Annotated in this window: 23 protein-coding genes; 14 read left to right on the forward strand and 9 right to left on the reverse strand. The window is 73.5% G+C overall.

Translation table 11 applies throughout. The annotated features are described in order from the left end of the window. Positions 1–10: 10 nt before the first annotated feature. The gene (locus tag HA073_RS04605) at positions 11–1,201 is read right to left on the reverse strand and encodes a DUF2786 domain-containing protein (RefSeq protein ID WP_166455754.1); all 1,191 of its coding nucleotides are present in this window, start codon (positions 1,199–1,201) and stop codon (positions 11–13) included. A gap of 138 nt (positions 1,202–1,339) precedes the next feature. On the opposite strand from HA073_RS04605, the gene HA073_RS04610 reads away from it, so the two are divergent. Further along, positions 1,340–2,182: a DUF3152 domain-containing protein gene (locus HA073_RS04610; RefSeq protein WP_166455755.1), complete on the forward strand. Its 843-nt coding sequence runs from the start codon at positions 1,340–1,342 to the stop codon at positions 2,180–2,182. 15 nt (positions 2,183–2,197) lie between these two features. Here HA073_RS04610 and HA073_RS04615 read toward each other — a convergent pair whose 3' ends face one another. Next, complete coding sequence (locus tag HA073_RS04615; protein WP_043327055.1) at positions 2,198–2,623, reverse strand: ATP-binding protein; 426 nt, start codon at positions 2,621–2,623, stop codon at positions 2,198–2,200. A gap of 38 nt (positions 2,624–2,661) precedes the next feature. Then, positions 2,662–3,417 (reverse strand): cyclopropane-fatty-acyl-phospholipid synthase family protein, encoded by a 756-nt coding sequence (locus HA073_RS04620; protein WP_064448601.1) that lies wholly within the window; start codon positions 3,415–3,417, stop codon positions 2,662–2,664. 84 nt (positions 3,418–3,501) lie between these two features. Here HA073_RS04620 and HA073_RS04625 point away from each other — a divergent pair, with 84 nt between their 5' ends. Then, positions 3,502–3,720: a hypothetical protein gene (locus HA073_RS04625; RefSeq protein ID WP_030503492.1), complete on the forward strand. Its 219-nt coding sequence runs from the start codon at positions 3,502–3,504 to the stop codon at positions 3,718–3,720. A gap of 12 nt (positions 3,721–3,732) precedes the next feature. On the opposite strand, the gene HA073_RS04630 is transcribed toward HA073_RS04625, so the two are convergent. Continuing rightward, positions 3,733–3,984, reverse strand: a complete 252-nt coding sequence (locus HA073_RS04630; RefSeq protein ID WP_166455756.1) for a hypothetical protein — start codon at positions 3,982–3,984, stop codon at positions 3,733–3,735. Between the two features lie 172 nt (positions 3,985–4,156). Here HA073_RS04630 and HA073_RS04635 point away from each other — a divergent pair, with 172 nt between their 5' ends. The 10 genes from HA073_RS04635 (at position 4,157) to HA073_RS04680 (ending at position 15,489) form a co-directional block, all read left to right on the forward strand. Next, entirely contained in the window at positions 4,157–4,576 is a 420-nt protein-coding gene (locus HA073_RS04635) for a hypothetical protein (RefSeq protein WP_240925515.1), read from the forward strand. A 184-nt stretch (positions 4,577–4,760) separates the two neighbouring features. Further along, the gene (gene kdpF, locus HA073_RS04640) at positions 4,761–4,850 is read left to right on the forward strand and encodes a K(+)-transporting ATPase subunit F (protein WP_036343797.1); all 90 of its coding nucleotides are present in this window, start codon (positions 4,761–4,763) and stop codon (positions 4,848–4,850) included. Continuing rightward, entirely contained in the window at positions 4,850–6,505 is a 1,656-nt protein-coding gene (kdpA, locus tag HA073_RS04645) for a potassium-transporting ATPase subunit KdpA (protein ID WP_064448599.1), read from the forward strand. The genes kdpF and kdpA overlap by 1 nt, the downstream gene beginning before the upstream one ends. Before the next feature lie 20 nt (positions 6,506–6,525). Next, the gene (gene kdpB / locus HA073_RS04650) at positions 6,526–8,700 is read left to right on the forward strand and encodes a potassium-transporting ATPase subunit KdpB (RefSeq protein ID WP_166455757.1); all 2,175 of its coding nucleotides are present in this window, start codon (positions 6,526–6,528) and stop codon (positions 8,698–8,700) included. Continuing rightward, a complete protein-coding gene (locus tag HA073_RS04655; RefSeq protein WP_166455758.1) occupies positions 8,700–9,581 on the forward strand; it encodes a potassium-transporting ATPase subunit C in 882 nt (293 codons plus the stop codon). Before kdpB ends, HA073_RS04655 begins: the two co-directional genes overlap by 1 nt. Before the next feature lie 80 nt (positions 9,582–9,661). Next, the gene (locus tag HA073_RS04660; RefSeq protein ID WP_166455759.1) at positions 9,662–12,208 is read left to right on the forward strand and encodes a DUF4118 domain-containing protein; all 2,547 of its coding nucleotides are present in this window, start codon (positions 9,662–9,664) and stop codon (positions 12,206–12,208) included. Continuing rightward, positions 12,205–12,885 carry a response regulator gene (locus HA073_RS04665; RefSeq protein ID WP_043327043.1) on the forward strand — a complete coding sequence of 227 codons (681 nt, stop codon included), beginning with the start codon at positions 12,205–12,207 and terminating at the stop codon, positions 12,883–12,885. The genes HA073_RS04660 and HA073_RS04665 overlap by 4 nt, the downstream gene beginning before the upstream one ends. 58 nt (positions 12,886–12,943) lie before the next feature. Beyond that, positions 12,944–14,050 (forward strand): magnesium and cobalt transport protein CorA, encoded by a 1,107-nt coding sequence (locus HA073_RS04670; RefSeq protein ID WP_043327041.1) that lies wholly within the window; start codon positions 12,944–12,946, stop codon positions 14,048–14,050. Positions 14,051–14,182: 132 nt separating this feature from the next. Further along, on the forward strand, positions 14,183–15,109 hold the full coding sequence (locus HA073_RS04675) for an ion transporter (RefSeq protein WP_043327039.1): 927 nt from the start codon (positions 14,183–14,185) through the stop codon (positions 15,107–15,109). Positions 15,110–15,219: 110 nt separating this feature from the next. Beyond that, positions 15,220–15,489, forward strand: coding sequence for a GlsB/YeaQ/YmgE family stress response membrane protein (locus tag HA073_RS04680; RefSeq protein WP_043327037.1), 270 nt, complete (start codon positions 15,220–15,222; stop codon positions 15,487–15,489). A gap of 68 nt (positions 15,490–15,557) precedes the next feature. Here the strand turns inward: HA073_RS04680 and HA073_RS04685 are convergent, their stop codons facing one another. The 4 genes from HA073_RS04685 to HA073_RS04700 all read right to left on the reverse strand — a co-directional run bounded on the left by HA073_RS04685 (position 15,558) and on the right by HA073_RS04700 (position 20,038). Next, positions 15,558–17,150 carry a DUF4139 domain-containing protein gene (locus HA073_RS04685; protein WP_166455760.1) on the reverse strand — a complete coding sequence of 531 codons (1,593 nt, stop codon included), beginning with the start codon at positions 17,148–17,150 and terminating at the stop codon, positions 15,558–15,560. Between the two features lie 36 nt (positions 17,151–17,186). Then, a complete protein-coding gene (locus HA073_RS04690) occupies positions 17,187–18,026 on the reverse strand; it encodes a hypothetical protein (RefSeq protein ID WP_064448593.1) in 840 nt (279 codons plus the stop codon). After that, a complete protein-coding gene (locus tag HA073_RS04695) occupies positions 18,023–18,532 on the reverse strand; it encodes a SigE family RNA polymerase sigma factor (protein ID WP_043327033.1) in 510 nt (169 codons plus the stop codon). The genes HA073_RS04690 and HA073_RS04695 overlap by 4 nt, the downstream gene beginning before the upstream one ends. A gap of 87 nt (positions 18,533–18,619) precedes the next feature. Further along, positions 18,620–20,038 carry a PLP-dependent aminotransferase family protein gene (locus HA073_RS04700; protein ID WP_166455761.1) on the reverse strand — a complete coding sequence of 473 codons (1,419 nt, stop codon included), beginning with the start codon at positions 20,036–20,038 and terminating at the stop codon, positions 18,620–18,622. A gap of 108 nt (positions 20,039–20,146) precedes the next feature. Between HA073_RS04700 and HA073_RS04705 the strand changes: the two genes are divergently transcribed. After that, entirely contained in the window at positions 20,147–21,427 is a 1,281-nt protein-coding gene (locus HA073_RS04705) for an MFS transporter (protein ID WP_064448591.1), read from the forward strand. Positions 21,428–21,531: 104 nt separating this feature from the next. Further along, positions 21,532–21,873 (forward strand): STAS domain-containing protein, encoded by a 342-nt coding sequence (locus HA073_RS04710; protein WP_231915651.1) that lies wholly within the window; start codon positions 21,532–21,534, stop codon positions 21,871–21,873. Here the strand turns inward: HA073_RS04710 and HA073_RS04715 are convergent. Beyond that, positions 21,853–23,121, reverse strand: a complete 1,269-nt coding sequence (locus HA073_RS04715) for a PP2C family protein-serine/threonine phosphatase (protein ID WP_309227986.1) — start codon at positions 23,119–23,121, stop codon at positions 21,853–21,855. The genes HA073_RS04710 and HA073_RS04715 overlap by 21 nt on opposite strands. Positions 23,122–23,157 lie beyond the last annotated feature (36 nt).

Below are 23,157 nucleotides of genomic sequence, written 5' to 3' on the forward strand. Positions count from 1 at the left end.
GGCCAGGAAGTCAGCGAGAACCGCGCACCGGGCGGCGTGCCGGGCGGCCCGGATCGAGCGAGGCGCGGTCGGCCGCGCTGGTGCCGGAGACCCAGCCCTGTTCGTCGCGCACCTGGAGCCGGTGCCGCGTGGTGCCGGGAAAGAGCTGGTCGACCCGCTCCCGGACGGCGTCCGAGCGGGCCGCGAGCACCGGCAGCAGCCGGTCGTCGTCGCTCTGTCCGGCCGCCGCCGCGCTGGCCTCCCGCAGCCGGTCGCCGATCCGCAGCGCGAACGCGTTGAGGAACGACTCGTCGTAGCCCTTGGTGCGCCGCCCGCCTGCCTGTCCGCGCTCGCGCCGGCCGCGCAGCATCGCGGCGGTGGCCTGCACCAGCAGCGAGGTGTGCAGCAACTCCACCGCCGCCAGGTCGGCCGGGAAGCCGAGCACTGTGGCGAAGCCCAGGTCGTCGGACCAGACCGACTCGCACCGGTTCGCCGCCGCCACCTCCTGGACCAGCAGCGCCTTCGCCGCCGCGTACGGGGCGTCGACCCCGATCCGGACGCCGCCCGGACCGCCGGAGCGCTCGGCGGCGGCGTCGAGCAGCGCCGCGTCGATGCTGTGCCGGGCCATCAACTCCTGCGCCTTGGCGGTGAACGCCTCCGCCTCGGCCGGGTAGGCGGTCGACTCGGCCTTGGCGAGCAGCGCGCGTACCCGGTCGAGCATCCGGGAGCCGCTCGGCGTCGCGGCGGCGGGTGCGGTGCCCGCCGAGCCGGGCGGCGGCCGCAGCGCCGCGATCGGCGGCAGCCCCGCCACCAGGACGAGCGCGTCGACCGCGTCCCGCAACGTGGTGATCCGGTCGCCGTCGGCGCGCCGGTCCAGCCAGCCCGCGTCGCCGTCCCAGGTCGCGCCCAGGTCGGTGAGCTGTGCGTCGAACCAGTCCGGGACCGGCGCCGGCACTGTGCGCCGCTGTGCGGCCATGGCGTCGCGCAGCAGGCGGGCACCGCGCGGGGTGAGCCGCCGGACGGCGAGCCGGTCCAGGTCGGCGGGCTGCCAGCCACGCGGCCAGAGCCGGCCCACGTCCCGCGTGAGCCGGGCGAGCAGCGCCGCGTCCACCGCCGCGCCGTCGGCCACCACCAGCCCGTCGAGGGCCCGCTCGGCGGCGCGTACGTCGGTGCCGCGCGCCGTCGCGACGGCGTCGTCGAGCAGTCGGTCGGCTGGTGACACGGGTGGCTCTCCCTGAACTCCGGCAGGCGGCCTCTCGCTCACCCCGGCACCGACGGTACCCGGCCGGCCCGTTCAACCGTCCGGGCCTGCCGTCCGTACTCCTGCCCGAGCGCGTGGGGGCGACGGACGGAGATCGACGTGGGCGGGTACGACCGAGGGCTGCACCGGCGACGGCGGAGGCCGCGATCACTGCGCATCCTGACGGTGGTACTGGTCGGGGCCGCGCTCGCCGCCGGCGGGTACGCCGCCCGGCACCCGGACCTGCTGGACCGCGTGGACGTGCGGCGGACCGTGCAGGCGGCGGCACCGACCCCGCCGGACGCGCGTCCCGCGCCGACGACGGTGCCGACGCCGGTCCCGGCGGCCAGGCGGGTGGTACCCGGCATCGTCTATCCGACCCGGGGCGGCGGCACCTTCCGCACCGCCGACACCGTCGGCGCGGTGGCCGGGCGCTCCGGCGAACTGCTGCGCTACCGGGTCGCCGTCGAGGACGGCATCCGCAACGTGGACGTGGAGCGCTTCGCCAGTGAGGTGGCGGCGACGCTCGCCGACCGGCGGGGCTGGACCGGCGACGGCCGGTGGCGGCTGCAACGGGTGGGCCGCGACGACCGGGCCGACTTCACCGTGCTGCTCACCACGCCGGTGACCCGGGGACGGCTCTGCGGCGACCCGAGCGACACCTACACGTCCTGCCGCAACGGCGACCGGGTGGTGATCAACGTGGCCCGCTGGGTGTACGGGGTGCCGCACGTGGCCGACCTCTCCCGCTACCGGGAGTACCTGCTCAACCACGAGGTCGGCCACCGGCTGGGCCGGGGACACGAGCTGTGCCCCCGGGCCGGCGGTCCGGCGCCGGTGATGGTGCAGCAGACGCTCGGGCTGCACGGGTGCACGCCGAACCCGTGGCCGATCGTGGGCGCCGAACCGCTCACCGGACCGCCCGGCCAGTACGACGACCCCGTCCCGGCCGGCGACCGCTGAACCGGCGGCGGGCCGTCAGCGGGAGAACGCGGCCCAGATGTTCTTGGTGGCGTCGGTGGCGTACCAGCCGACGTCGAGCGAGACCGACTGGGCCAGGAACAGCCCGCGCCCGCCCGAGTCGGTCGGGCTGATGTCGGTCAGCTCCGGCACCGAGCTGACGTCGTGGTCGGCGACGTCCAGCAGGAACCGGTCGTCGGTGGCGAGCAGCGTGACGATGGTCGGCGGCCGTCCGTGCCGCAGCGCGTTGCTGGCCAGCTCGGTGGCGACCAGCACGACCAGGTGCGGGACCTCGTCCAGGTCCTCGCCCTGCACCAGCCCGTGCCGGTTCAGCGCGTCCCGCAGCGAGGCGCGCAGACCGCGTAGATCCTCGGGACTGTCCAGCACCCATTGCTCCAGCTCAGTGGCCTCCGGCGGCGGAGGCGAGGTGCGCAACTGTCCCATGATCTGTCTTTACCCTGCGTAGCCGTTCGTTAAGCAGCTCACCGGCGCAGCAGCGCGAACACTCCCCACCCCAGGTACTCGCGCTGGAAACGGACGTATCGCAGCGGATCCTCGGTCAGCTCCCGGCGCAGCTCCGGGGCCAGCTCGTCGTCCGGATTGGCGTCCAGCCAGCGACGCAGGTTCAGCCAGTGCGCCGCGGCGTACCGGTCCCAGCTGTCCTGGTCGGCGAGGACCATCTCGACCAGGTCCCAGCCGCACTCGCCGAAGAGCCGGACCAGACCGGGCAGATCCTGGAACTCGTCCCGGGACCGGGCGTGCGACCCGGTGACGGCCTCCTCGTCCGGCGGGTCACGCCGCCAGTAGGGCTCCCCGACGAGCGCCATGCCGCCCGGCCGCAACGCCCGGCCCAGCAGCTCCAGCGTGCCCGGCACCCCGTCGCCGATCCAGGTGGCGCCGACGCAGGCGGCCACGTCGACCGGCCGCTCCGGCGAGTACGCAGCCGCGTCGCCGTGCACGAAACGTACCCGGTCGGTGACGCCGAGTTCGGCGGCGCGTTCCCGGGCGGCGGCGGTGAAGGCGCTGCTGATGTCGACGCCGGTGCCGGTGATCCCGTGGTCGCGGGCCCAGGTGCAGAGCAGCTCGCCCTTGCCGCTGCACAGATCGAGCAGCTCGTCACCGGGGCGCAGCCGGATCGCGCGGCCCAGCGTGGCCAGCTTGACGTCGTCGAACGGGTTGAGGATCCGCAGGTCGCCCTCGCGGATGGTGAACTGGCGCGGCAGGTCCGGTGCTGTCATCCGGGGAGCGTCCCGCCGTACGGCCGGCGGTGGCAACCAATTTGCGTCTGTGCTGCTCCGGGTCTCCTGCGGTACGGTCACGGCATGGTGGTCGAGGAACACTGGTGGAACGGCGTCAGCAACCCTCGCGGACGGCGCGACGTCTACATCCGCACCGACGGAAGCCAGTGGCAGGTCCAGGCGCAGATCGGTGGGGCCAGCGGCCGGTCCCGCATCCAGCAGTGCCCGAGCCGCGGCTCGGCGAGCATCCTCGCCGGGGCGTGGCGGGCGAGCGGCTCCGGCTGGCGGGCGATGCCCCGCTGACCGCGCGCTCAGTCACGAGGCCAGTGCACCGCGCGATCGACGGGTGACCCGGCGGCGTGAAACCGTCGTGAAACCGCGCTGATCCCGCCGGCCGTCACGGGCTCCGCGACGCCTCGCACCACCCTGCTCGCAGTCGTCGAGCACCCGCAGCACCGCCTTCACGTCCACCTGCGCGTCGGTGAGCGGCAGCCGGTAACCGGTGGCGGTCCGGACGATCAGGTCGGCGCCCAGCTCGTCCGACAGCTCTGTCAGTTCGGTGGTCACCGGGCCAGCGTAGGCGGCGGACCGGCCCGTCACGGTCCCCGCGCCGGGCGGTCCGTGAAGGCGGCGTGAAAAGTCCCGGCCCGCCCGTACCGGATCCGTCAAAGCCGTCGACCGTGCCCACCCGGCCCGGCTGGTATGGCCCGCGAGGGACGTACCGACGCGGGAGGCGGACATGGGACGAGAACGGGCGGACGGGTGCACCGGATTCCGGGTGGCCACCGGCGCCGTCGTGGTGGTCGGCGCGGCGCTGGTGGCGGCCGGGGTGTTCACACCCGACGAGCGACCCGGGCGGGTCCTGGTGATGGCGGGCGTCGTCGGGGCGTACGCCGCTGTGGTGGCCGATCTGCGCGCGGTCGCGGCGGTGGCCGCGCTGGGTGCGGCGGTCTTCGTCGGGTTCCTCGCCCACCGCTACGGCGAGCTGACCGGCCCGGGTGACGCCTGGTCCCAGGCCGTGCCGATCGGGTTCGCCGCGGTGCTCGGCACCGGCTACCGGCACCTCCGGTCGATCGGGGCCGAGGCCCGTCCGGTGACCCGGATCACCGCCCACGGAGGCGGCGTGAAAAGCGCGTCAAGAAACCGCCGTCGCGCGTGATGGTCGCGTCAAGACCCCTGTCGGTCCGGCGGATACGGCGTTGTGATTGCCCGGCGCGGCCGGGAGGCGGTCGCGAGGACATCTTCCGCTAGGAGAGATCAGCCGTGTCTGACGTGCTGTTCGTGTTGCTGACGGTGGGGCTGTTCGCGGCTCTCGCCCTCGTGGTGAGGGGCGTGGAGAAGCTGTGAGCGCCGTCAACGCCGTCGGCCTGGTGCTGGCGATCGGGTTGGGCGTGTTCCTGGTCGTCGCCCTGCTGTTCCCGGAGCGCTTCTGATGAGCATGACCACAGCCGGCGTGCTCTTCGTCCTGTCGCTGGTGGTGGCGCTGGTCGCCGTGCACCGGCCGTTCGGCGACCACATGTACCGGGTGGTCGCCGGAACCCGGTCGTCCCGGGTCGAGCGGGGGATCTACCGCCTGGTCGGGGTCGACCCGGCCGCCGAGCAGACCTGGGGCGTGTACGCCCGCTCGGTGCTGGCCTTCTCGGCCGTCTCCCTGCTGTTCCTGTACGCGTTCCAGCGGCTGCAGAACCACCTGTGGCTCTCGCTGGGCTTCGACCCGGTGGTGCCGCACGGCGCCTGGAACACCGCTGTGTCGTTCGTGACCAACACGAACTGGCAGTGGTACTCGGGTGAGTCGACGATGGGCCACCTGGTCCAGATGGCCGGGCTGGCGGTGCAGAACTTCGTCTCGGCCGCCGTCGGCATCGCCGTGGCGGTGGCGCTGGTCCGGGGCTTCGCCCGTAGCCGCACCGGCGAGCTGGGCAACTTCTGGGTCGACCTGACCCGGGTCACGCTGCGGATCCTGCTGCCGATCGCGGTGCTCGGCGCGCTCGCGCTGATGCTCGGCGGCGTGGTGCAGAACCTCTCCGGCGGCACCGACGTGACCACGCTGACCGGCGGCGCCCAGACCGTCACCGGCGGACCGGTGGCGAGCCAGGAGGTCATCAAGGAGCTGGGCACCAACGGCGGCGGCTTCTACAACGTCAACAGCTCCCACCCGTTCGAGAACCCGACCGCGTGGACGAACTGGCTGGAGATCTTCCTGATCCTGGTGATCCCGTTCAGCCTGCCCCGGGTCTTCGGCCGGATGGTGGGGCAGAAGCGGCAGGGCTACGCGATCGTCGCCGTGATGGCGATCCTGGCGCTCGCCAGCATCACCCTCACCAACGTCTTCGAGCTGACCGGCGACGGCACGGTGCCGCAGGCGGTCGGCGCGGCGATGGAGGGCAAGGAGGTGCGCTTCGACGTGTCGAATTCGGCCACGTTCGCGGCGGCCACCACGCTCACCTCGACCGGCGCGGTCAACTCGTTCCACGACTCGTACACCGCGCTGGGCGGCATGATGACGCTGGGCAACATGATGCTCGGCGAGGTCGCGCCCGGCGGCGTCGGCGCGGGCCTGTACGGGCTGCTGATCCTCGCGGTGATCACGGTGTTCGTGGCCGGGCTGATGGTCGGGCGCACCCCGGAGTACCTGGGCAAGAAGATCGGCTCGCGCGAGATCAAGTTCGCCTCGATGTACTTCCTGATCACCCCGGCGCTGGTGCTCACCGGCACCGCCGCAGCGTTCGCCACCGGCAACGCCTCGACAGCGCTGAACGTCGGGCCGCACGGGCTGTCCGAAGTGCTCTACGCGTTCACCTCGGCCAGCAACAACAACGGCTCCGCGTTCGCCGGCATCACCGTGAACACGCCGTGGTGGAACACCGCGCTCGGGCTCTGCATGCTGCTCGGCCGGTTCCTGCCGATCATCTTCGTGCTCGCGCTGGCCGGCTCGCTGGCCCGCCAGCAACCCACACCCGCCTCCGAGGGCACCCTGCCGACCCACCGGCCGCTGTTCGTCGGCATGGTCGTCGGCGTCACGGTGGTCCTCGTCGCGCTCACCTTCCTTCCCGCGCTCGCGCTCGGCCCGCTGGCCGAAGGGCTGTGACCACCATGAGAGACAAGGACATGACAGCACCTGTGCAGACCGCCGACGCGCCGGTGGCAGGTACGCCGGGGCGCCGCGACGACCGGGTCGGCGGCGGGCTGCTCGACCCTCGCCAGCTGATCGCGTCGCTGCCGGACGCGCTGCGCAAGCTCGACCCGCGCACGCTGTGGCGCAACCCGGTGATGCTGATCGTGGAGATCGGCGCGCTGTTCACCACTGTGCTCGCGGTGACCGACCCGTCGGTGTTCGCCGTGGCGATCACGGTCTGGCTCTGGCTCACGGTGATCTTCGCGAACCTGGCCGAGGCGGTCGCCGAGGGGCGCGGCAAGGCGCAGGCCGACACGCTGCGCCGGGCCAAGCAGGACACCGTCGCCACCCGACTGGTCGGCTGGACTCCCGGCGCCGCCGCGAACGCGTACCGGGACGAGGCGGTGCCCGCGCCGCAACTGCGCCAGGGTGACGTCGTCCTGGTCGAGGCCGGGCAGGTCATTCCCGGTGACGGCGACGTGGTGGAGGGCATCGCCAGCGTCGACGAGTCGGCGATCACCGGCGAGTCCGCCCCGGTGATCCGGGAGTCCGGCGGCGACCGCAGCGCGGTCACCGGCGGCACCCGGGTGCTCTCCGACCGGATCGTCGTGCGGATCACCCAGAAGCCGGGCGAGAGCTTCATCGACCGGATGATCGCGCTGGTCGAGGGCGCCAACCGGCAGAAGACGCCGAACGAGATCGCGCTGAACATCCTGCTGGCCGCGCTGACGATCGTCTTCCTGCTCGCCGTCGTCACGCTCCAGCCCATGGCGATCTTCGCGAAGGGCTACCAGGCCGCCGCGCCGGACACCGCGGCGATCACCGACTCCGGCGTCACCGGCGTCGTCCTCGTGTCGCTGCTGGTCTGTCTCATCCCGACCACCATCGGCGCGCTGCTGTCCGCTATCGGCATCGCCGGCATGGACCGGCTCGTGCAGCGCAACGTGCTGGCGATGAGCGGCCGGGCGGTCGAGGCGGCAGGCGACGTCAACACGCTGCTGCTGGACAAGACCGGCACGATCACGCTCGGCAACCGGCAGGCCGCCGAGTTCCTGCCGGTGACCGGGGTCGACGCGGCCACGCTCGCCGACGCGGCGCAGCTGTCCAGCCTGGCCGACGAGACCCCCGAGGGCCGCTCGGTGGTGGTGCTCGCGAAGAACGAGTACGGGCTGCGCGAGCGCGAGCCCGGCCTCATCCCGCACGCCACGTTCGTGCCGTTCACCGCGCAGACCCGGATGAGCGGCGTCGACCTCGACGCCGGCGGCGGCGTCCGGCACGTCCGCAAGGGCGCCGCCGCCGCGGTGATGAAGTGGGTACGCGACAACGGCGGTCACCCGACCGAACAGGTCGGTGAGCTGGTCGACGCGATCAGCGGCACCGGCGGTACGCCGCTGGTGGTGGCCGAGCACGTGACGGGCGAACCGGCCCGGGCGCTCGGCGTCATCCACCTCAAGGACGTGGTGAAGGCCGGCATGCGGGAGCGCTTCGACGAGATGCGCCGGATGGGCATCCGCACCGTGATGATCACCGGCGACAACCCGCGTACCGCGAAGGCGATCGCCGACGAGGCGGGCGTGGACGACTTCCTCGCCGAGGCCACGCCGGAGGACAAGCTCGCCCTGATCAAGAAGGAGCAGGAGGGCGGCCGGCTCGTCGCCATGACCGGCGACGGCACGAACGACGCGCCCGCGCTGGCCCAGGCGGACGTCGGCGTGGCCATGAACACCGGCACGTCGGCGGCGAAGGAGGCCGGCAACATGGTCGACCTCGACTCCGACCCGACCAAGCTGATCGAGATCGTGGAGATCGGCAAGCAGTTGCTGATCACCCGGGGCGCGCTGACGACGTTCAGCATCGCCAACGACATCGCGAAGTACTTCGCGATCATCCCGGCCATGTTCGCCGGCATCTACCCGTCGCTGGACCGGCTGAACATCATGCGGCTGGCCGGCCCCGAGTCGGCGATCCTCTCCGCCGTCGTCTTCAACGCGATAGTCATCGTGGCGCTGATCCCGCTGGCCCTGCGCGGCGTGCGGTACCGCCCGGCCAGCGCGTCCGCGCTGCTGCGCCGCAACCTGTGGCTCTACGGCCTCGGCGGCATCGTGGTGCCGTTCGTCGGCATCAAGCTCATCGACCTGCTCGTCCAGTTCGTCCCGGGGATCTCGTGATGCGCCTTCCCAGTTGGCTCTCCCAGCACCTGGCCGCCCTGCGCGCGGTGCTCGTCTTCACCGTGCTGCTCGGCCTGCTCTACCCGCTCGCCCTGGTCGCCGCCGGCCGGCTCCCAGGCCTCGACGGCAGGGCCGACGGGTCACTGCTCACCGTCGACGGCCGTACCGTCGGCAGCTCGCTGATCGGCCAGTCGTTCACCGACGCGGACGGCAACCCGATCCCGCGCTACTTCCAGTCCCGCCCGTCGGCCGCCGGGGACGGCTACGACCCGACCGCCACCGCGGCGAGCAACCTCGGCCCGGAGAGCGTGGTGGACACGCTCTCCGCCGACCCCGCCGACTCCACGTCGAGCCTGCTCACCCAGGTCTGCGCCCGCAGCAAGGCGATCGGCGAACTGGACGGCGTGGACGGGCGGCGCCCGTACTGCACGCCGGACGGGGTGGGCGCGGTGCTCGCCGTGTTCCGCGCCGACGGACTCACCGGCCGGATCACCCGCGTGGTGAGCGTCAACCAGGCCGCGCCCGCGACGCCGTTCGTCACCACCTGGCAGGGCGTACCGGTGGAGGCGGCGCAGCCCGGTCACGACTACGTGGCCGAGGGCGGCATCGTCACCCCGGTCCGCGGGGACGCCCCGGCCCGGCCCGCCGTACCGGCCGACGCGGTCACCGCCAGCGGCAGCGGCCTCGACCCGCACATCTCCCCGGCGTACGCCCGGCTCCAGGTGGCCCGGGTGGCGCGGGAGCGCGGTGCGGACCCGGCGGCGGTACGGCGGCTGGTCGCCGAGCACACCACCGGCCGGGCGCTGGGCTTCATGGGCGAGCCGGGGGTGAACGTGCTGGAACTCAACCTCGCGCTGGACGAGGCGTTCCCGGCGCGCTGACGGAAGTGTTAAGAAGGGCCCCCTTCACCTCGCGAGGCGTTAACAGGGGGCCCTTCCTTGCACTCAGGGAGGATGGGGGCGTGGGCAGGGGTGAACTGCGGATCTATCTCGGGGCCGCCCCGGGCGTCGGCAAGACGTACGCGATGCTGGAGGAGGCCCAGCGCCGGGCCGAGCGCGGCACCGACGTGGTGATCGGCCTGGTCGAGACGCACGGGCGCCGGCACACCGCCGAGATGATCGGCGACCTGGAGGTGGTGCCGCGCCGGGCGATGACGTACCGGGGCGTCGAGTTCACCGAGATGGACCTGGACGCCGTGCTGGCCCGGCGGCCCGAGGTCGTCGTGGTGGACGAGCTGGCCCACACCAACGTGCCCGGCTCCCGGCACGAGAAGCGCTGGCAGGACGTGCAGGAGCTGCTCGACGCCGGCATCAGCGTGCTGTCCACGGTCAACGTGCAGCACCTGGAGTCGCTCAACGACGTGGTCGCGCAGATCACCGGCACCACCCAGCGCGAGACCGTGCCGGACCAGGTGGTCCGCGCCGCCGAGCAGGTCGAGCTGGTGGACATGACGCCGGAGGCGCTGCGCCGCCGGATGGCGCACGGCAACATCTACCGGCCCGACAAGATCGACGCCGCGCTCGGCAACTACTTCCGGGTCGGCAACCTCACCGCGCTGCGCGAACTGGCGCTGCTCTGGCTGGCCGACAAGGTCGACGAGCAGCTCGACGCGTACCGGGCCCAGCAGGGCATCTCCGACACCTGGGAGGCGCGGGAACGGGTGGTCGTCGCGCTGACCGGCGGCCCGGAGGGCGAGACGCTGATCCGCCGGGCGGCCCGGATCGCCGCCCGCAGCAAGGGTGCCGACCTGCTCGCCGTGCACGTCGCCCGCAGCGACGGGCTGGCCGGCGCCGACCCGGCCCAGCTGGCCCGGCAGCGGGTGCTGGTGGAGAGCCTCGGCGGCACGTACCACCAGGTGCTCGGCACCGACATCCCGGCGTCACTGCTGGACTTCGCCCGGGGCGTCAACGCCACCCAGCTCGTGCTCGGCGCGAGCCGCCGGGGCCGGTTCGCGCAGGTGTTCGCCCGGGGCGTCGGGGTGACCACCACCGCGCTGTCCGGCCCGATCGACGTGCACCTGGTCACCCACCCCGAGGCGGGCCGCGGGCGCCGGGGCACGTCGGTGCCCGCCGCGCTGTCGCGACGCCGGCGACTGATCGGGTACGCGCTCGCGGTGCTCGGCATGCCCCTGCTCACGCTGCTGCTGCGGACGCTGCCCGACCTCACGCTCACAAACGACATCCTGCTGTTCCTCGCCGGTGTGGTGGGCGTGGCGCTGGTCGGCGGGCTCTGGCCGGCGCTGGTCGCCGCGCTCGGCGGCTCGCTGCTGCTCAACTGGTTCTTCACCCCGCCGTACCGGACGCTGACCATCGCCGAGGCGGACAACCTGCTCGCCCTCGGCGTGTTCGTCGGTGTCGCCATCGCGGTGAGCTGGGTGGTCGACGTGGCGGCCCGGCGTACCCGGGAGGCGGCCCGGGCCTCCGCCGACGCGCAGACCCTGGCCACCGTCGCGGGCAGCGTGCTGCGCGGCGAGCGGCCGCTGCCCGCCCTGCTGGACCGGCTGCGGGAGACGTTCGGGTTGCGCGCGGTGAGCGTGCTGGAGCTGACCGACGAGGCCGGCGGACGCCCGGCGCGCGCCCGGGACGCGGACGCCTGGCGGGTGGTGGCGAGCGTCGGCGAGCGGCCGCCCGGTAGCCCGGGCGCGGGCGAGACGGTGGTGCCGGTCGACGACCGGCTCAGCGTGGTGCTCGCCGGCCGGCGGCTGGAGGCGGCCGACCGCCGGGTGGTGGAGGCGTTCGCCGCGCAGGCCGCCGTCGCGCTGCGCCAGGAACGGCTGGCCGAGGAGGCCGCCACCGCCCGCCCGCTGGCCGCCGCCGACCGGATGCGCACCGCGCTGCTCGCGGCGGTCAGCCACGACCTGCGTACGCCGCTGGCGTCGGCCAAGGCCGCGGTGAGCAGCCTGCGCAGCCACGACGTCGAGTTCGACCCGGACGACCGGGAGGAACTGCTGGCCACCGCCGACGAGTCGCTGGACCGGCTGGGCCGGCTGGTGGCGAACCTGCTCGACATGAGCCGCCTGCAGGCCGGCGCGCTGGGCGTCACCACCACCGCGATCGGGCTGGAGGACGCCGTACCCCGGGCCCTCGACGAACTGGGCCCGGCGGCGGCCGAGGTGACCACGGACATCCCGGCCGACCTGCCGGCGGCGCTGGCCGACCCGGGCCTGCTGGAGCGCGTGCTCGTCAACGTGGTGTCGAACGCGCTGCGGCACAGCCCGCCCGGCCGCCCGCCGACGATCACCGGCAGCGCGCACGCCGGGCAGGTCGAGCTGCGGGTGATCGACACCGGGCCGGGCATCCCGGAGGACCAGTGGGAGCACGTCTTCCTGCCGTTCCAGCGCCTCGGCGACCGGGACAACCAGACCGGCGTCGGCCTCGGGCTGGCGCTGTCCCGGGGTCTCGCCGAGGCGATGGGTGGCAGCATCACCCCGGAGACCACGCCCGGCGGCGGACTCACCATGGTGTTGCGGCTGCCGGCCGCCCCGCACGCGGAAGGGCCGCAGGAATGACCCGGATCCTGGTCGTCGACGACGAGCCGCAGATCCTGCGCGCCCTGCGGATCAACCTGCGCGCCCGGGGCTACGACGTGGAGGTCGCAGGCAGCGGCGCCGCCGCGCTCAAGGCCGCCGCCGGGCACCCGCCGGACCTGGTGGTGCTCGACCTGGGCCTGCCGGATCTGGACGGCACCGAGGTGATCCGGGGCCTGCGCGGCTGGACCGCCGTGCCGATCATCGTGCTCTCCGGCCGGGCCGGCAGCGAGGACAAGGTGGCCGCGCTCGACGCGGGCGCCGACGACTACGTCACCAAGCCGTTCGGGGTGGACGAGCTGCTGGCCCGCATCCGGGCGGTGACCCGGCGGCTCGCCCCGGCCACGCCCGCCGTGCCCGCGCTGCGGATCGGCCGCAACACGGTCGACCTGGCCGACCGGACCGTCACCCGGGACGACGGCGTCGAGGTCAAGCTGACCCCCACCCAGTGGGCGATGCTGGAGAAGCTGCTGCGCAACCCGGGCAAGCTGGTCAGCCAGCGCCAGTTGCTGCACGACGTGTGGGGGCCGGAGTACCACCAGGAGACGAACTACCTGCGGCAGTACATGGCCCAGTTGCGGCGCAAGCTGGAGGACGACCCGGCCCGGCCCCGGCACCTGATCACCGAGCCGGGGATGGGCTACCGCTACCGCCCCTGACGTTTGCGACCGCCTCGGCGGGGGACTCGGCGAGCCGGTCGGGCTGCGGGGGAGGGGCATGGCGGGCAACCGGTCCTCGGAGGGGTTCGGCCGGCAACTGGACGAACACGCCATCGACGCCGGCGCGGCGGAGCCGGAGCGCCCCGACGGGCTGGTCGACAGCGGCGTCTACGTCGGCGGGGTACGGCGGGCGTCGCCGGTCAGCCTCGCCGACACGTACCGCTGCCTGCAGCAGCTCGACGACGCGATGGCCTGGATCGGGCTGCTCCGGCCGGGCCGCGAGCAGATCGCCTCGCTCGCCGCCGAGTTCCAGCTCCCCGACCTGGCCGTCGAGGACGCGATCAACGCCCATCAGCGCCCCAAGCTGGAACGCTACGGCGACACCCTGTTCGTGGTGCTGCGCGCCGCCCGATACCTGGACGAGCGGGACGCGGTCGAGTTCGCCGAGCTGCACCTGTTCCTCGGGCCCGGATTCGTGATCACCGTGCGGCACGGCGGCACGCCCGACCTGGCCGGCGTACGACGGCGGCTGGAGGCCGAGCCGAACGTGCTCGCGCTCGGCCCGGAAGCGGTGCTCTACGCCGTGCTCGACCGGGTGGTGGACGGCTACGCGCCGGTGGTGGCCGGGCTGGAGAACGACATCGACGAGGTCGAGACCGAGGTGTTCGGCGGCGACCCGAACGCCAGCCGCCGCATCTACGAGCTGAGCCGCGAGGTGATCCAGTTCCAGCGGGCCGCCCGCCCGCTGCTGAAGGTGGTGGACGAGCTGGCACACGGGTTCGACAAGTACGGCACGGACGAGGAGCTGCGCCGTCGGCTGCGCGATGTGGCCGACCACCTCACCCAGGTGGTGGAGCGGGTGGACGGGTTCCGGCACCTGCTCCAGAACATCCTCACCGTCAACGCCACGCTGGTCTCGCAGGCGCAGAACGAGGAGATGCGCAGCCTGACCGCCGCCAGCTTCGAGCAGAACGAGGAGATCAAGCGGGTCTCCGCCTGGGCCGCCATCCTGTTCGCGCCGACCCTGATCGGCACCGTGTACGGGATGAACTTCGGGCACATGCCGGAGCTGGGCTGGCGGTACGGCTATCTGTTCGCGCTCGCCCTGATGCTCGCCGTCTGCGGCGCGCTCTATCTGCTGTTCAAGCGCCGCGGCTGGCTGTGAGCCGGGCCGGCCGGGCCTCGGCCGTGACCGCGCGCCGTCGGTGATCCACTAAAGTGTCCGGGTGACTACCCCCCGTCGTCCGTACGTTGCCCGGACCTCGTGTCGTGGAGGTAGGCGCTGATCGGGGACACGGTGCCGACCCCGCGCGGCGGTCGCCGGACGAGCACGGGGAGGCGAGGGCTGGCGGGCCACTGTGCCCGGCTCGTCGCGTCCCGGCCGTTCGAGGTGGCCATCGTGGTGCTCATCATGGCCAACGGAGTGGTGCTGGGTATCGAGACGTACCCGAACCTGGGCGCCGCCGGGCCGGTGCTGCGGTGGACGGAGCTGATGTTCCGGGCCGCCTTCGTCGTGGAGATCACCATCCGGATCCTCGCGTACGGCCGCCGTCCGCAGGACTTCTTCCGGCACGGCTGGAACGTCTTCGACCTGCTGGTCACCGCGGCCATCTTCATCCCGGGACTGCACGGCGACTCGGGCGTGCTGCGGTTCATCCGGGTCGCCCGGGTGCTGCGGCTGGTCCGCTTCTCGCCCGGCCTGCGGACCATCGTCACGGCGCTGTGGCGCAGCCTGCCCGGCGTCGCCGGGTTCCTCGCGCTCGCCGCCGTCACGCTCTACGTGTACGGCATGGCCGGATGGCTGATCTTCGGCGACCGTTACCCCGAGCAGTACGGCGACATCGGCCGTTCCCTCGTCACGCTGTTCGTGCTGCTGTCCCTGGAGACGTTGCCGGACCTGCTGGAACAGGGCCTTGAGGTGTCACCGTGGACGCTTCTCTACTACGTCAGCTTCGTGATGATCGCGGTCAACCTGCTGCTGAACATCCTCATCGCGGTCATCGTCAACTCGATGGAGGAGGCGCGCCGGCTGGAGATGACCGAAGGGCTGGCGCCGGACTACGACGAAGACGGCGACGGGATACCTGACGAGGTGGACCGGATCGCGATCAGTCAGCGCCTGGACGACCTGCGCATGGTCATCGCCGAGTTGGAGCGGGAACTGCGCATCGACCGGGACGAGCCGCCCGGCGCGCCGCGCCGCCGCCAGCACTCGGAGCACTGACCGGCCCGGTCATGACAGTTCTGTGACGAAATCGGACCGTACGTTTGGCCGGACGGTTGATCGGGGCAACCAGCGAGGCGCCAACACATCCGAGGGAAGGGACGCCTCTCGTGGAGATCACGGGCTTCTTCACCGCGCTCATCATCGGCCTGGTCATCGGTGCGCTCGGGCGCCTGGTGGTGCCGGGCAAGCAGAACATCCCGATCTGGCTGACCCTGCTCATCGGTGTGGTCGCCGCGCTCGTCGGCACCCTGGTGGCCGGTGCGTTCGGCGTCGCCGACACTCCCGGCATCGACTGGATCGAGCTGGCGCTCCAGGTCGGCTTCGCGGCCATCGGCGTCGCGATCTTCGCCGGCCTGTACGGTCGTCGCCGCGTCTGACCGGACCGAAGGAAGGGCCCCTTCTTAACGCATTCTGCATAAGAAGGGGCCCTTCCTAACGCCTGCGGCTACTCCCGCCAGCCGGTCAGCTCGACGCCCTTGGCCAGCTCCACCCGGAAGCCCAGCGCGATCTCGCCGCTCTCGCCCGGCGCGAGCGACAGCCGCCAGGTCAGCTCGCCCAGCTCCGTACGCTCGGCGGGCGGCGGCGTCAGCATCGTCTCGCGTACCACCACCGACTCGTCCCGGGACACCGGCAACTGGTCGCGCACCTCGAGAGTGGCCGGGCGGGGCGTGTGGTTCGCGACAGTGATCCGGTACTCCACCTCCCGCCGCCGCGTCGACCCGAGCGTCGCCCTGCTCTCGGTGCGCCGGTGCAGCTTCCGCTCCACCCGTACCCGGTCGTCGACCCCCAGCGCCAGCTCGGTCTCCTCGCCCGGCGCCCACATGGTCAACCGCGTCGCCGCGACGAAGTCCGCGCCGTGGAACACCGACGCCGGGCCGGGCAGCAGCGTGTGGTCGGACGTGTTGCGTACCGTCGCCCGCAGGTGCGCCTCGGCGGCACGTACCGGCACGCTGACGTGGTCCAGCCGGGCCGGCAGCTCCAGCGCCGCGACCGTCACCCGGTGCGCGCTGCCGTCGGCCGGCACCGCCACCGGCCGGGCGGGCCGGTAGGTCGCCGCCGTGACGCCCTGCTCGACCTCGGCCACGTTCTCCCGCACGGCCGGCCGGACCGCCGCCGACCGGGCCGCGCCGGCCCGGCCCGGCGGCGGCGCCGCGCCGGGCGCCGGGGGTGGCAACGTGCCGTCGAACGACGCGGCCGACACGGCCATCGGCGGCTGCGGGCGGAGCCGGTCGAGATACCAGGGCGACAGTTCGGGGACGCCGCTCGCCGCCGCCGGGCGGGCGGTGGAGAGCAGGAGTTCGCACTCCGGCCAGTCCTCCCCGGTGTCCTGGCTGACCAGCCCGAACCAGGTGACGGTCATGGTGTCGCCGACCAGCCGCAGGTCGTAGGAGGGGGTCCAGCGGGCGCCGTCCACCAGGTAGGTCAGCTCCAGCTCCACCTCGGCGTCGTCGGCGTCCACCGAGACCGACACCTCGGCGGCCAGCCGGTCCGGCGTCCGCTTGCCGCGCGCCGCCGCCAGCTCGCGGTCGACGGCGGCCAGCTCCTCCGCCAGGTCGGTGCGCCGCCGGGCCAGCCCGCGCCGCCGGGCCCGGGACTCGGCGAGCTGACCGGACACCGACTCGGTGAAGGCCGCGACGTCGGCCGGGGCCGCGTCGCCGGCGGCCAGGGCCCGGGCGTACGTGCCACCGGCGCGCTCGGCCAGCCGGGTGAGGAACTCGCCGCGCTGGGCCTCGATCGCGTCCGTGTCCTCGACCTCGGCCACCTCGTCGGCGAGTTCCCGCCGCCGCCGTTCCAGCTCGACGACCTGCGCGTCGGTGCTGCGGGCCTGCCGGTGGGCGGTCACGTCGACACCGAGCACGGTGGCCGGGCCGTGACCGCCCACCCGGATCGAGTCCCGCCGCAGGCCCAGCGGGAGCGGCGCGACGCGTACCCGATGTTCCCCCGCGGCGAGCCGGAGACCACCCCGGCGAGTGACCCGCGCGCGGTCCGGGTAGACGGTCACACCGACGACTGGCGCATCGATCTCCACAGTGTTCACGGGCGCGAGGGTAGTTCAGCCGCGCCCACCTCGGGGCTACCCAAGGTGCAGCCGCTGGTCGACGGCGAGCGTCGCCAGTTCGCGCGCGGTGAACGGCAGCGGGGACGCGGATGTCTGCCTGTCGTACGCGCCCTGCGCCACGAAGACCACCATGCCGTCGGGGTGCCGGTAGGCCGCCCACTGGTCGAACCGGTCGTCCGCGCCGGGACGAACCACCACACCCACAGTCGCGTCGCCGACGGTCATCGGCTGGCACTCGCCCCCCATGCCCCCCATGCCCCAGAACGCGCGCGCCAGGCCACACGGTTCGGTCGGCAGCGGGTTCCCCGGTGTGTGCACCTCGGTGAGCAGGCGTCCCCTCCACGTCCCCTTCGCCACGTCGACCGAGGCCGTGTAGCTCCACAGCTCGGCGCCGTCGGCCCGTCCGATGAAGTTGGCCTCGTGCGTGCCCAGCGTCTCCTTCCCGGTCTTGCTGGAGACGGTCTTCTCAGCGGTGTAGCCGGCGGGCACCACTGTGACGAGCTGGTCGAGCAGCAGGACGGCCTTGTGGTACCGGGTGCCCGCCCGCGCGGTGCGGTCCTCCTGGGGCAGGCCGTCGGGCCCGGTCGGCATCGGCTCGGCGCTGTCGTCCGGCGACGGGGCGGTCTGCGGCAGCGCGGCGGGCGGGCGTCGGTCGCCGCCGTCCGGGGTGGCGAGGGCCACGACACCCGCGACGGCGAGTACCGCCGTCGCCGATCCGGCGCACGCCCGGATGACCCGGCGCCGGTTGCGTGCCCGGCGGGCGGAGCGCAGCATGCCGTCCGTGCTCGGTCGCGGCGGCGCGGCGACGCCGAGCATCTCGTCGCGAAGCGCCTCGCGCAGCTGGTCTCCGTTCATCGTTGCCCCTTCTCGCTCGATGAGTGCATGGGTGACAGGAGGCCGCGCAACGTGTCCAGGCCCCGGGCGGACTGGCTCTTCACCGTTCCCGGCGAGCAGTTCAGCAGCGCCGCCACCTCGTCGACCGGCAGGTCCTCCCAGTAGCGGAGGACCAGGACGGCGCGCTGCCGGGGCGGTACGGCGGCGAGCGCCTGGAGCACCACGAGCCGGTCCTCGGACGGACTCGCGGGCGCCGGTGGATCGGCGTCGGGCGTGCCCACCCGTTCCCGCCGCCACCAGCCCCGCCGCCGTTCGTCGAGGAAGGACCGGACGATGATCTGGCGCACGTAGGAGTCGAGCGCGTCGTGCCGGTCGACCCGGTTCCAGACCAGGTACAGCTTGGTGAACCCGGTCTGGACCAGGTCCTCCGCGCGGTGCCAGTCACCGCAGAGCAGATACGCGGTGGCGCGCATGGCACGGTGCCTCGCCGAGAAGTACTCCGCGAACGCCGTGTCGCGATCACTCATCCGGACCTCCGATCAGATTCGGGATAGTCACGCCAGGTGGGGCTCCCGGGGTTGCTCGAAGCCCGGAGGAATCCGCGTCGCCGACGGTCAGCCGCGGAAGCTGCGCGCGAGCAACCGGAGCCCGTCGGGCACGTCGGCGGTGCCGACGGCGCCGTAGCCGAGCACCAGACCGGTCGGGCCGGGCGGGCCCGCCCGGTAACCGGCGATCTCGCGTACCGTGACGCCGGCCTCCGCCGCCCGGGCGACGACTTCCGGCAGGTCGACGCCGGTCTCCGGGCGCAGCCGCGCGCACAGGTGCAGGCCCGCCGTCGACGGCACCGGGTCGAGCCAGTCGGCGAGGTCGGATCGCAACGCGGCGTCGATCAGGTCGCGCCGCTCGGCGTACACCCGGGTCGCCTTGCGGATGTGCCGGGCCAGTTCGCCGGAGTCGATGAACCGGGCCAGCGCGGCCTGAGTGGTGTGGTCGCCGTGCCAGTCGGTGAGCTGCCGGGCGGCCAGCAGCGCCGGGCGAAGCGACGCCGGGGCGACCAGGAAACCGAGGCGCAGCATGGGCAGCAGGGTCTTGGAGAACGTGCCGACGTAGACGACCTTCCCGGCCCGGTCCAGCGTCTGCAACGGGTCCAGCGGGCGGGCCGAGAAGCGGAACTCGGTGTCGTAGTCGTCCTCCACGACCACCGCGTCCCGGGCCGCCGCCCAGTCCAGCAGCGCCGCCCGGCGGGCCGGGGACATCCGGACGCCCAGCGGGAACTGGTGGGACGGGGTGACGTAGACCAGCCGCGCGTCGCCTGGTAGCGCGCGAACGTCGAGGCCCTGGTCGTCGACGGGCACCGGCACGACCCGCGCGCCGTGGCCGGCGAACAGCCGCCGGGCGGGGGGATAGCCGGGCTCCTCCACCGCCACCCGGTCGCCCGGTTCGAGCACCACCCGGGCGATCAGGTCCAACGCCTGCTGGGCGCCGTGGGTGACGACGACGTCCTCGGGCGCGGCCCGTACCGCGCGGGCGAGTCCCACGTAACGGGCGACGGCGGTACGCAGGCCCTGGTGCCCGGCCGGGTCGGCGTATCCGCCCCGGATCGTCGCGGTGCGCAGTTCCCCGGCGACCAGCCGCCGCCAGGTGGCCAGCGGGAACAGCCCGGTGTCAGGGGTGCCGGCCCGGAAGTCGTGGCCCGGTCGGGGCGCGGCGGTGGGGGCCGGCGCGGCGGACGCCCAGAACCCCCGGGGGCGTACGCCACCGGCCGGTGCCGGACGGGGCCGGGCGCGGGCGACCGGCTCGCCGGCGACGAACGTGCCCGCGCCGACCCGGGCGGTGAGCAGGCCCTCGGCGGTCAGCCGCTCGTAGGCGACGGCGACCGTGTTGCGGGAGACGTCGAGCCGCCGGGCCAGCTCGCGGGTCGGTGGCAGTCGTTCGCCGGGCCGCAGCCGGCCGTCCAGGATCGCCTCCAGCAACTGCCTGTGGATCCGGGTGGCGCGGTCGCCGGGGCCGGCCAGGCTCACGTGTACGTCCACCGCGACGACCCTACATTGGCCCAATCGAATCGCCTGGAATCGGCGCTTCTGTGAGCCAATCCGCAGGTCTTGGATGGAGGAAGGAGCACGGCGAACGGGGGACGAGCAATGACCGATGTCGACACCGGCCGCCGGGTCCGGGTGCTGGCCCTGGCCCAGCTCGCCAACTCGGTGGGTGACGGCGCGTTCTACGCCTGCTCGGCGCTGTTCTTCATCCGGGTGGTCGGGTTGTCCCCGGCGCAGGTCGGGATCGCCCTCACCGTGGGCTGGTCGACGGGCATCCTCGCCGGGGTGCCCGCCGGCCAGCTGGCAGACCGCTACGGCGCGCGGCGGATGACAGTCGTCTTCGCCGTCGCCACCGCCGCCGCACTCAGCGGCTTCCTCGTGATCCGTTCCTTCCCGCTGTTCGTGCTGCTCGCATGTTGCTACGCCGCCTGCCAAGCCGGGCTCACCGCCAGCCGGCAGGCGCTGCTGGTCGGGCTGATCGAGCCCGCGCGGCGCACCGCGGTACGGGCCCGGTTGCAGTCGGTCTCGAACGCCGGCCTGGCCGCCGGGGCCGGGCTGGGCGCGCTCGTGCTCTGGGCGGACAGCCGCCCGGCGTACCTGTCCGCCTTCGCGCTCGACGCGGCGAGCTTCCTGGCCGCCGCCCTGCTGGTGCGCCGGCTGCCCGAGGCGGCGGCGCCGGTCCCGGCCGGACCCGAGCCGGGCCGGCTGGCCGTGCTGCGCGACCGCCCGTACGCGCTGATCACCCTGCTGAACGCGGTGATGTGCCTGAACATGCCGCTGCTCAGCCTGGCGTTGCCACTGTGGATCGCGGAACGGACCGACGCCCCGGCGCCGATGGGCGCGATCGTGCTCACCGTGAACATGCTGTGCGTGGTGCTGTGGCAGGTCCGGGTGGCCCGCCGGGTGACCGATCCGGGCACGGCGGCGCGGGCCAGCGGGCACGCCGGTTGGGTGCTGCTTGTCGCTTGCGGCGCGTACGCGGTCTCCGGGATGGTCGGCGGCGCGTGGGTGGCCTCGGCGGTGCTGCTGGGCGCGGCACTGGTGCAGGTGTTCGGCGAGATGGTGCAGGCGGCCAGCGGCTGGGAGGTCGGCTTCACCCTGGCCCGACCCGACCGGCAGGGGCAGTACCAGGGCTTCTTCGGCATGGCGCCGCAGCTCGCCCGGATGCTCGGCCCGGTGCTGCTGACCTCGCTGCTGCTCGGCTGGGGCACCCCGGGCTGGCTGGTGCTCGGCGGGCTGTTCGTGCTCGCCGGCCTGGCGATGCGGCCGGCGGTACGCCTCGCCGAGCGCCGCCGGGCCGCCGCCGAGGTGTGGATCCCCGCTCCGGTACCGGGCTCGACCGGCACTGAGGGGTCCTCCACCACGTTGCGGCGAGGCCGCTGAGCCGTCGCGCACCTACGGGAGGCGATCAGGGCGGATATCTGGCACGGTGGGTAGAAGTGTGGTGCCGTCGGCGGCGCGGTAGAGGGGGCGTGGTGGAGTTCTCGGTGACGACCCGGCAGGGGCGCGTCGGCCCGGTGATCGAGGTCGTCGGCGATCTGGACATGGCCAGCGCGCCTCAGTTGCGTGACCGGCTGCTCGAGGTGGTGGAGACCGGTGCGCGGACGGTGGTCGTCGACCTGACCCAGGTCGGATTCGTGGATTCCAGCGGCTTGGGCGCGCTGGTGCTCGTCTACAAGAACCTGCGGGAGCGCGACGGCTGGCTCGGTCTGGCCGTCGTACGCCAGTCGATCCGCAACGTCTTCTCGATCACCTCGGTGGACCGCGTCATCCCGCTCTTCGGCACGGTCCGCGAGGCCGAGGACGGCTCACCGACGGCGGTGCGCTGAGCGCTCCTCGTCCGGGCTGACGCGGGCGCTGTCCGCGCCGGCGGTGCTGCGGCGTGGCCCGTGGCCGCCGTACCAGTCGACGACGAGCAGTGTGGCGTCGTCGGCCAGAGCCGGCCCGGCGATCTCCAGCATCGCGTCGGACAGTGCCCGGACCGCCTCGCGGGGATGCAGGTGGGCGAGGCGGAGCAGGGCGGCGGCCAGGTCGAGGTCCGCGGCGTTGCGTTCGCGCATGCCGTCGGTGACCACCACCAGCCGGTCGCCGGGCAGCAGCGGTAGCTCCGCGCTGCGGTAGCTCTCGCCGGGGAACATCCCGAACGGGAAGTTGCCCGGCAGTTCCACGGGTACGACCCGGCCGTCCCGGACCAGCAGCGGCGGGACGTGCCCCGCGTTCAGCAGCTCGCAGCGCCCGGTGGTCAGGTCGATACGGCCCAGCACGGCGGTGACGTACGCGCCGCGTACGTTGGCGTGCTCCGCGACCGCCCGGTTGGCCTCCTCGGCCTGCGCGACGAGACCGAGGCCGCGCCGGCGGGTGTTGCGCAGGCTGCCCACGCCGAGGGTGGCGGTGAGCGCGCTCGCCACGCCGTGGCCCATCGCGTCGGTGACGCTGAGGTGCAGCAGGTCCCGGGCCAGGCTGTAGTCGAAGGTGTCGCCGCCGACGCTCGCGGCGGGTTCCAGCCAGCCGGAGAGAGCGAAGGCGCCGGCCTCGCAGGTGAACGAGGCGGGCAGCAGGCGGCGCTGGATCTCGGCGGAGAGGGTGAACGGGGTGGTGCGCTGTCCCCACTCGAACAGGTCGGTGTGCCTGCGGTTGGCGATGACCACGAACGCCAGCGCGTGCGCGGTACGGGCGACCCAGTTCACCACGTCGCCGTCCGGCTCGTCGGGCAGGTCGATCTCCAGCAGGCCGATCGCCTCACCGCGGTCGGTGACCGGCGCCAGCACGGTCCACGTGCCGTCGCCGGGGACGACCTCGGGGGCCTGCTGACGGAGGGTGCGTTCGTAGGGCCCGCCGTCGAACGGGAGGACCTCGGCCTCCTCCTCGCCGTGGCGTCGCCCGGCGCCGCCGCCGTCCGGCTGGTGGGTCAGCCGGACCAGCGCGCGACCGCTGAGGTCGGCGATCAGCAGCGAGACGCCGCGCGCGTTCAGCGCCGTGGCGATGACGCCGGTGACGGCCTCGACCGCCTGCACCGGGGCGGCGTCCTCCGCCGACTGCAACATCCCGGTCAGCACCGCCTGCTCGCTGTACTCCACCCCTCGAGCATATTCAGCGGGCAGCACGGCCGCCTT

Origin of the sequence: Micromonospora sp. CMU55-4 (assembly GCF_011602315.1) — a bacterium.
GTDB lineage: Bacteria > Actinomycetota > Actinomycetes > Mycobacteriales > Micromonosporaceae > Micromonospora > Micromonospora chalcea.

Bases quoted from the DNA above. Each gene is read 5' to 3' on its own strand.
- HA073_RS04615 (WP_043327055.1), bottom strand. From the start codon at position 2,623: ATGGGACAGTTGCGCACCTCGCCTCCGCCGCCGGAGGCCACTGAGCTG.
- HA073_RS04620 (WP_064448601.1), bottom strand. From the start codon at position 3,417: ATGACAGCACCGGACCTGCCGCGCCAGTTCACCATCCGCGAGGGCGAC.
- HA073_RS04625 (WP_030503492.1), top strand. From the start codon at position 3,502: ATGGTGGTCGAGGAACACTGGTGGAACGGCGTCAGCAACCCTCGCGGA.
- HA073_RS04635 (WP_240925515.1), top strand. From the start codon at position 4,157: ATGGGACGAGAACGGGCGGACGGGTGCACCGGATTCCGGGTGGCCACC.
- kdpA (WP_064448599.1), top strand. From the start codon at position 4,850: ATGAGCATGACCACAGCCGGCGTGCTCTTCGTCCTGTCGCTGGTGGTG.
- kdpB (WP_166455757.1), top strand. From the start codon at position 6,526: ATGACAGCACCTGTGCAGACCGCCGACGCGCCGGTGGCAGGTACGCCG.
- HA073_RS04655 (WP_166455758.1), top strand. From the start codon at position 8,700: ATGCGCCTTCCCAGTTGGCTCTCCCAGCACCTGGCCGCCCTGCGCGCG.
- HA073_RS04665 (WP_043327043.1), top strand. From the start codon at position 12,205: ATGACCCGGATCCTGGTCGTCGACGACGAGCCGCAGATCCTGCGCGCC.
- HA073_RS04670 (WP_043327041.1), top strand. From the start codon at position 12,944: ATGGCGGGCAACCGGTCCTCGGAGGGGTTCGGCCGGCAACTGGACGAA.
- HA073_RS04690 (WP_064448593.1), bottom strand. From the start codon at position 18,026: ATGAACGGAGACCAGCTGCGCGAGGCGCTTCGCGACGAGATGCTCGGC.
- HA073_RS04695 (WP_043327033.1), bottom strand. From the start codon at position 18,532: ATGAGTGATCGCGACACGGCGTTCGCGGAGTACTTCTCGGCGAGGCAC.
- HA073_RS04705 (WP_064448591.1), top strand. From the start codon at position 20,147: ATGACCGATGTCGACACCGGCCGCCGGGTCCGGGTGCTGGCCCTGGCC.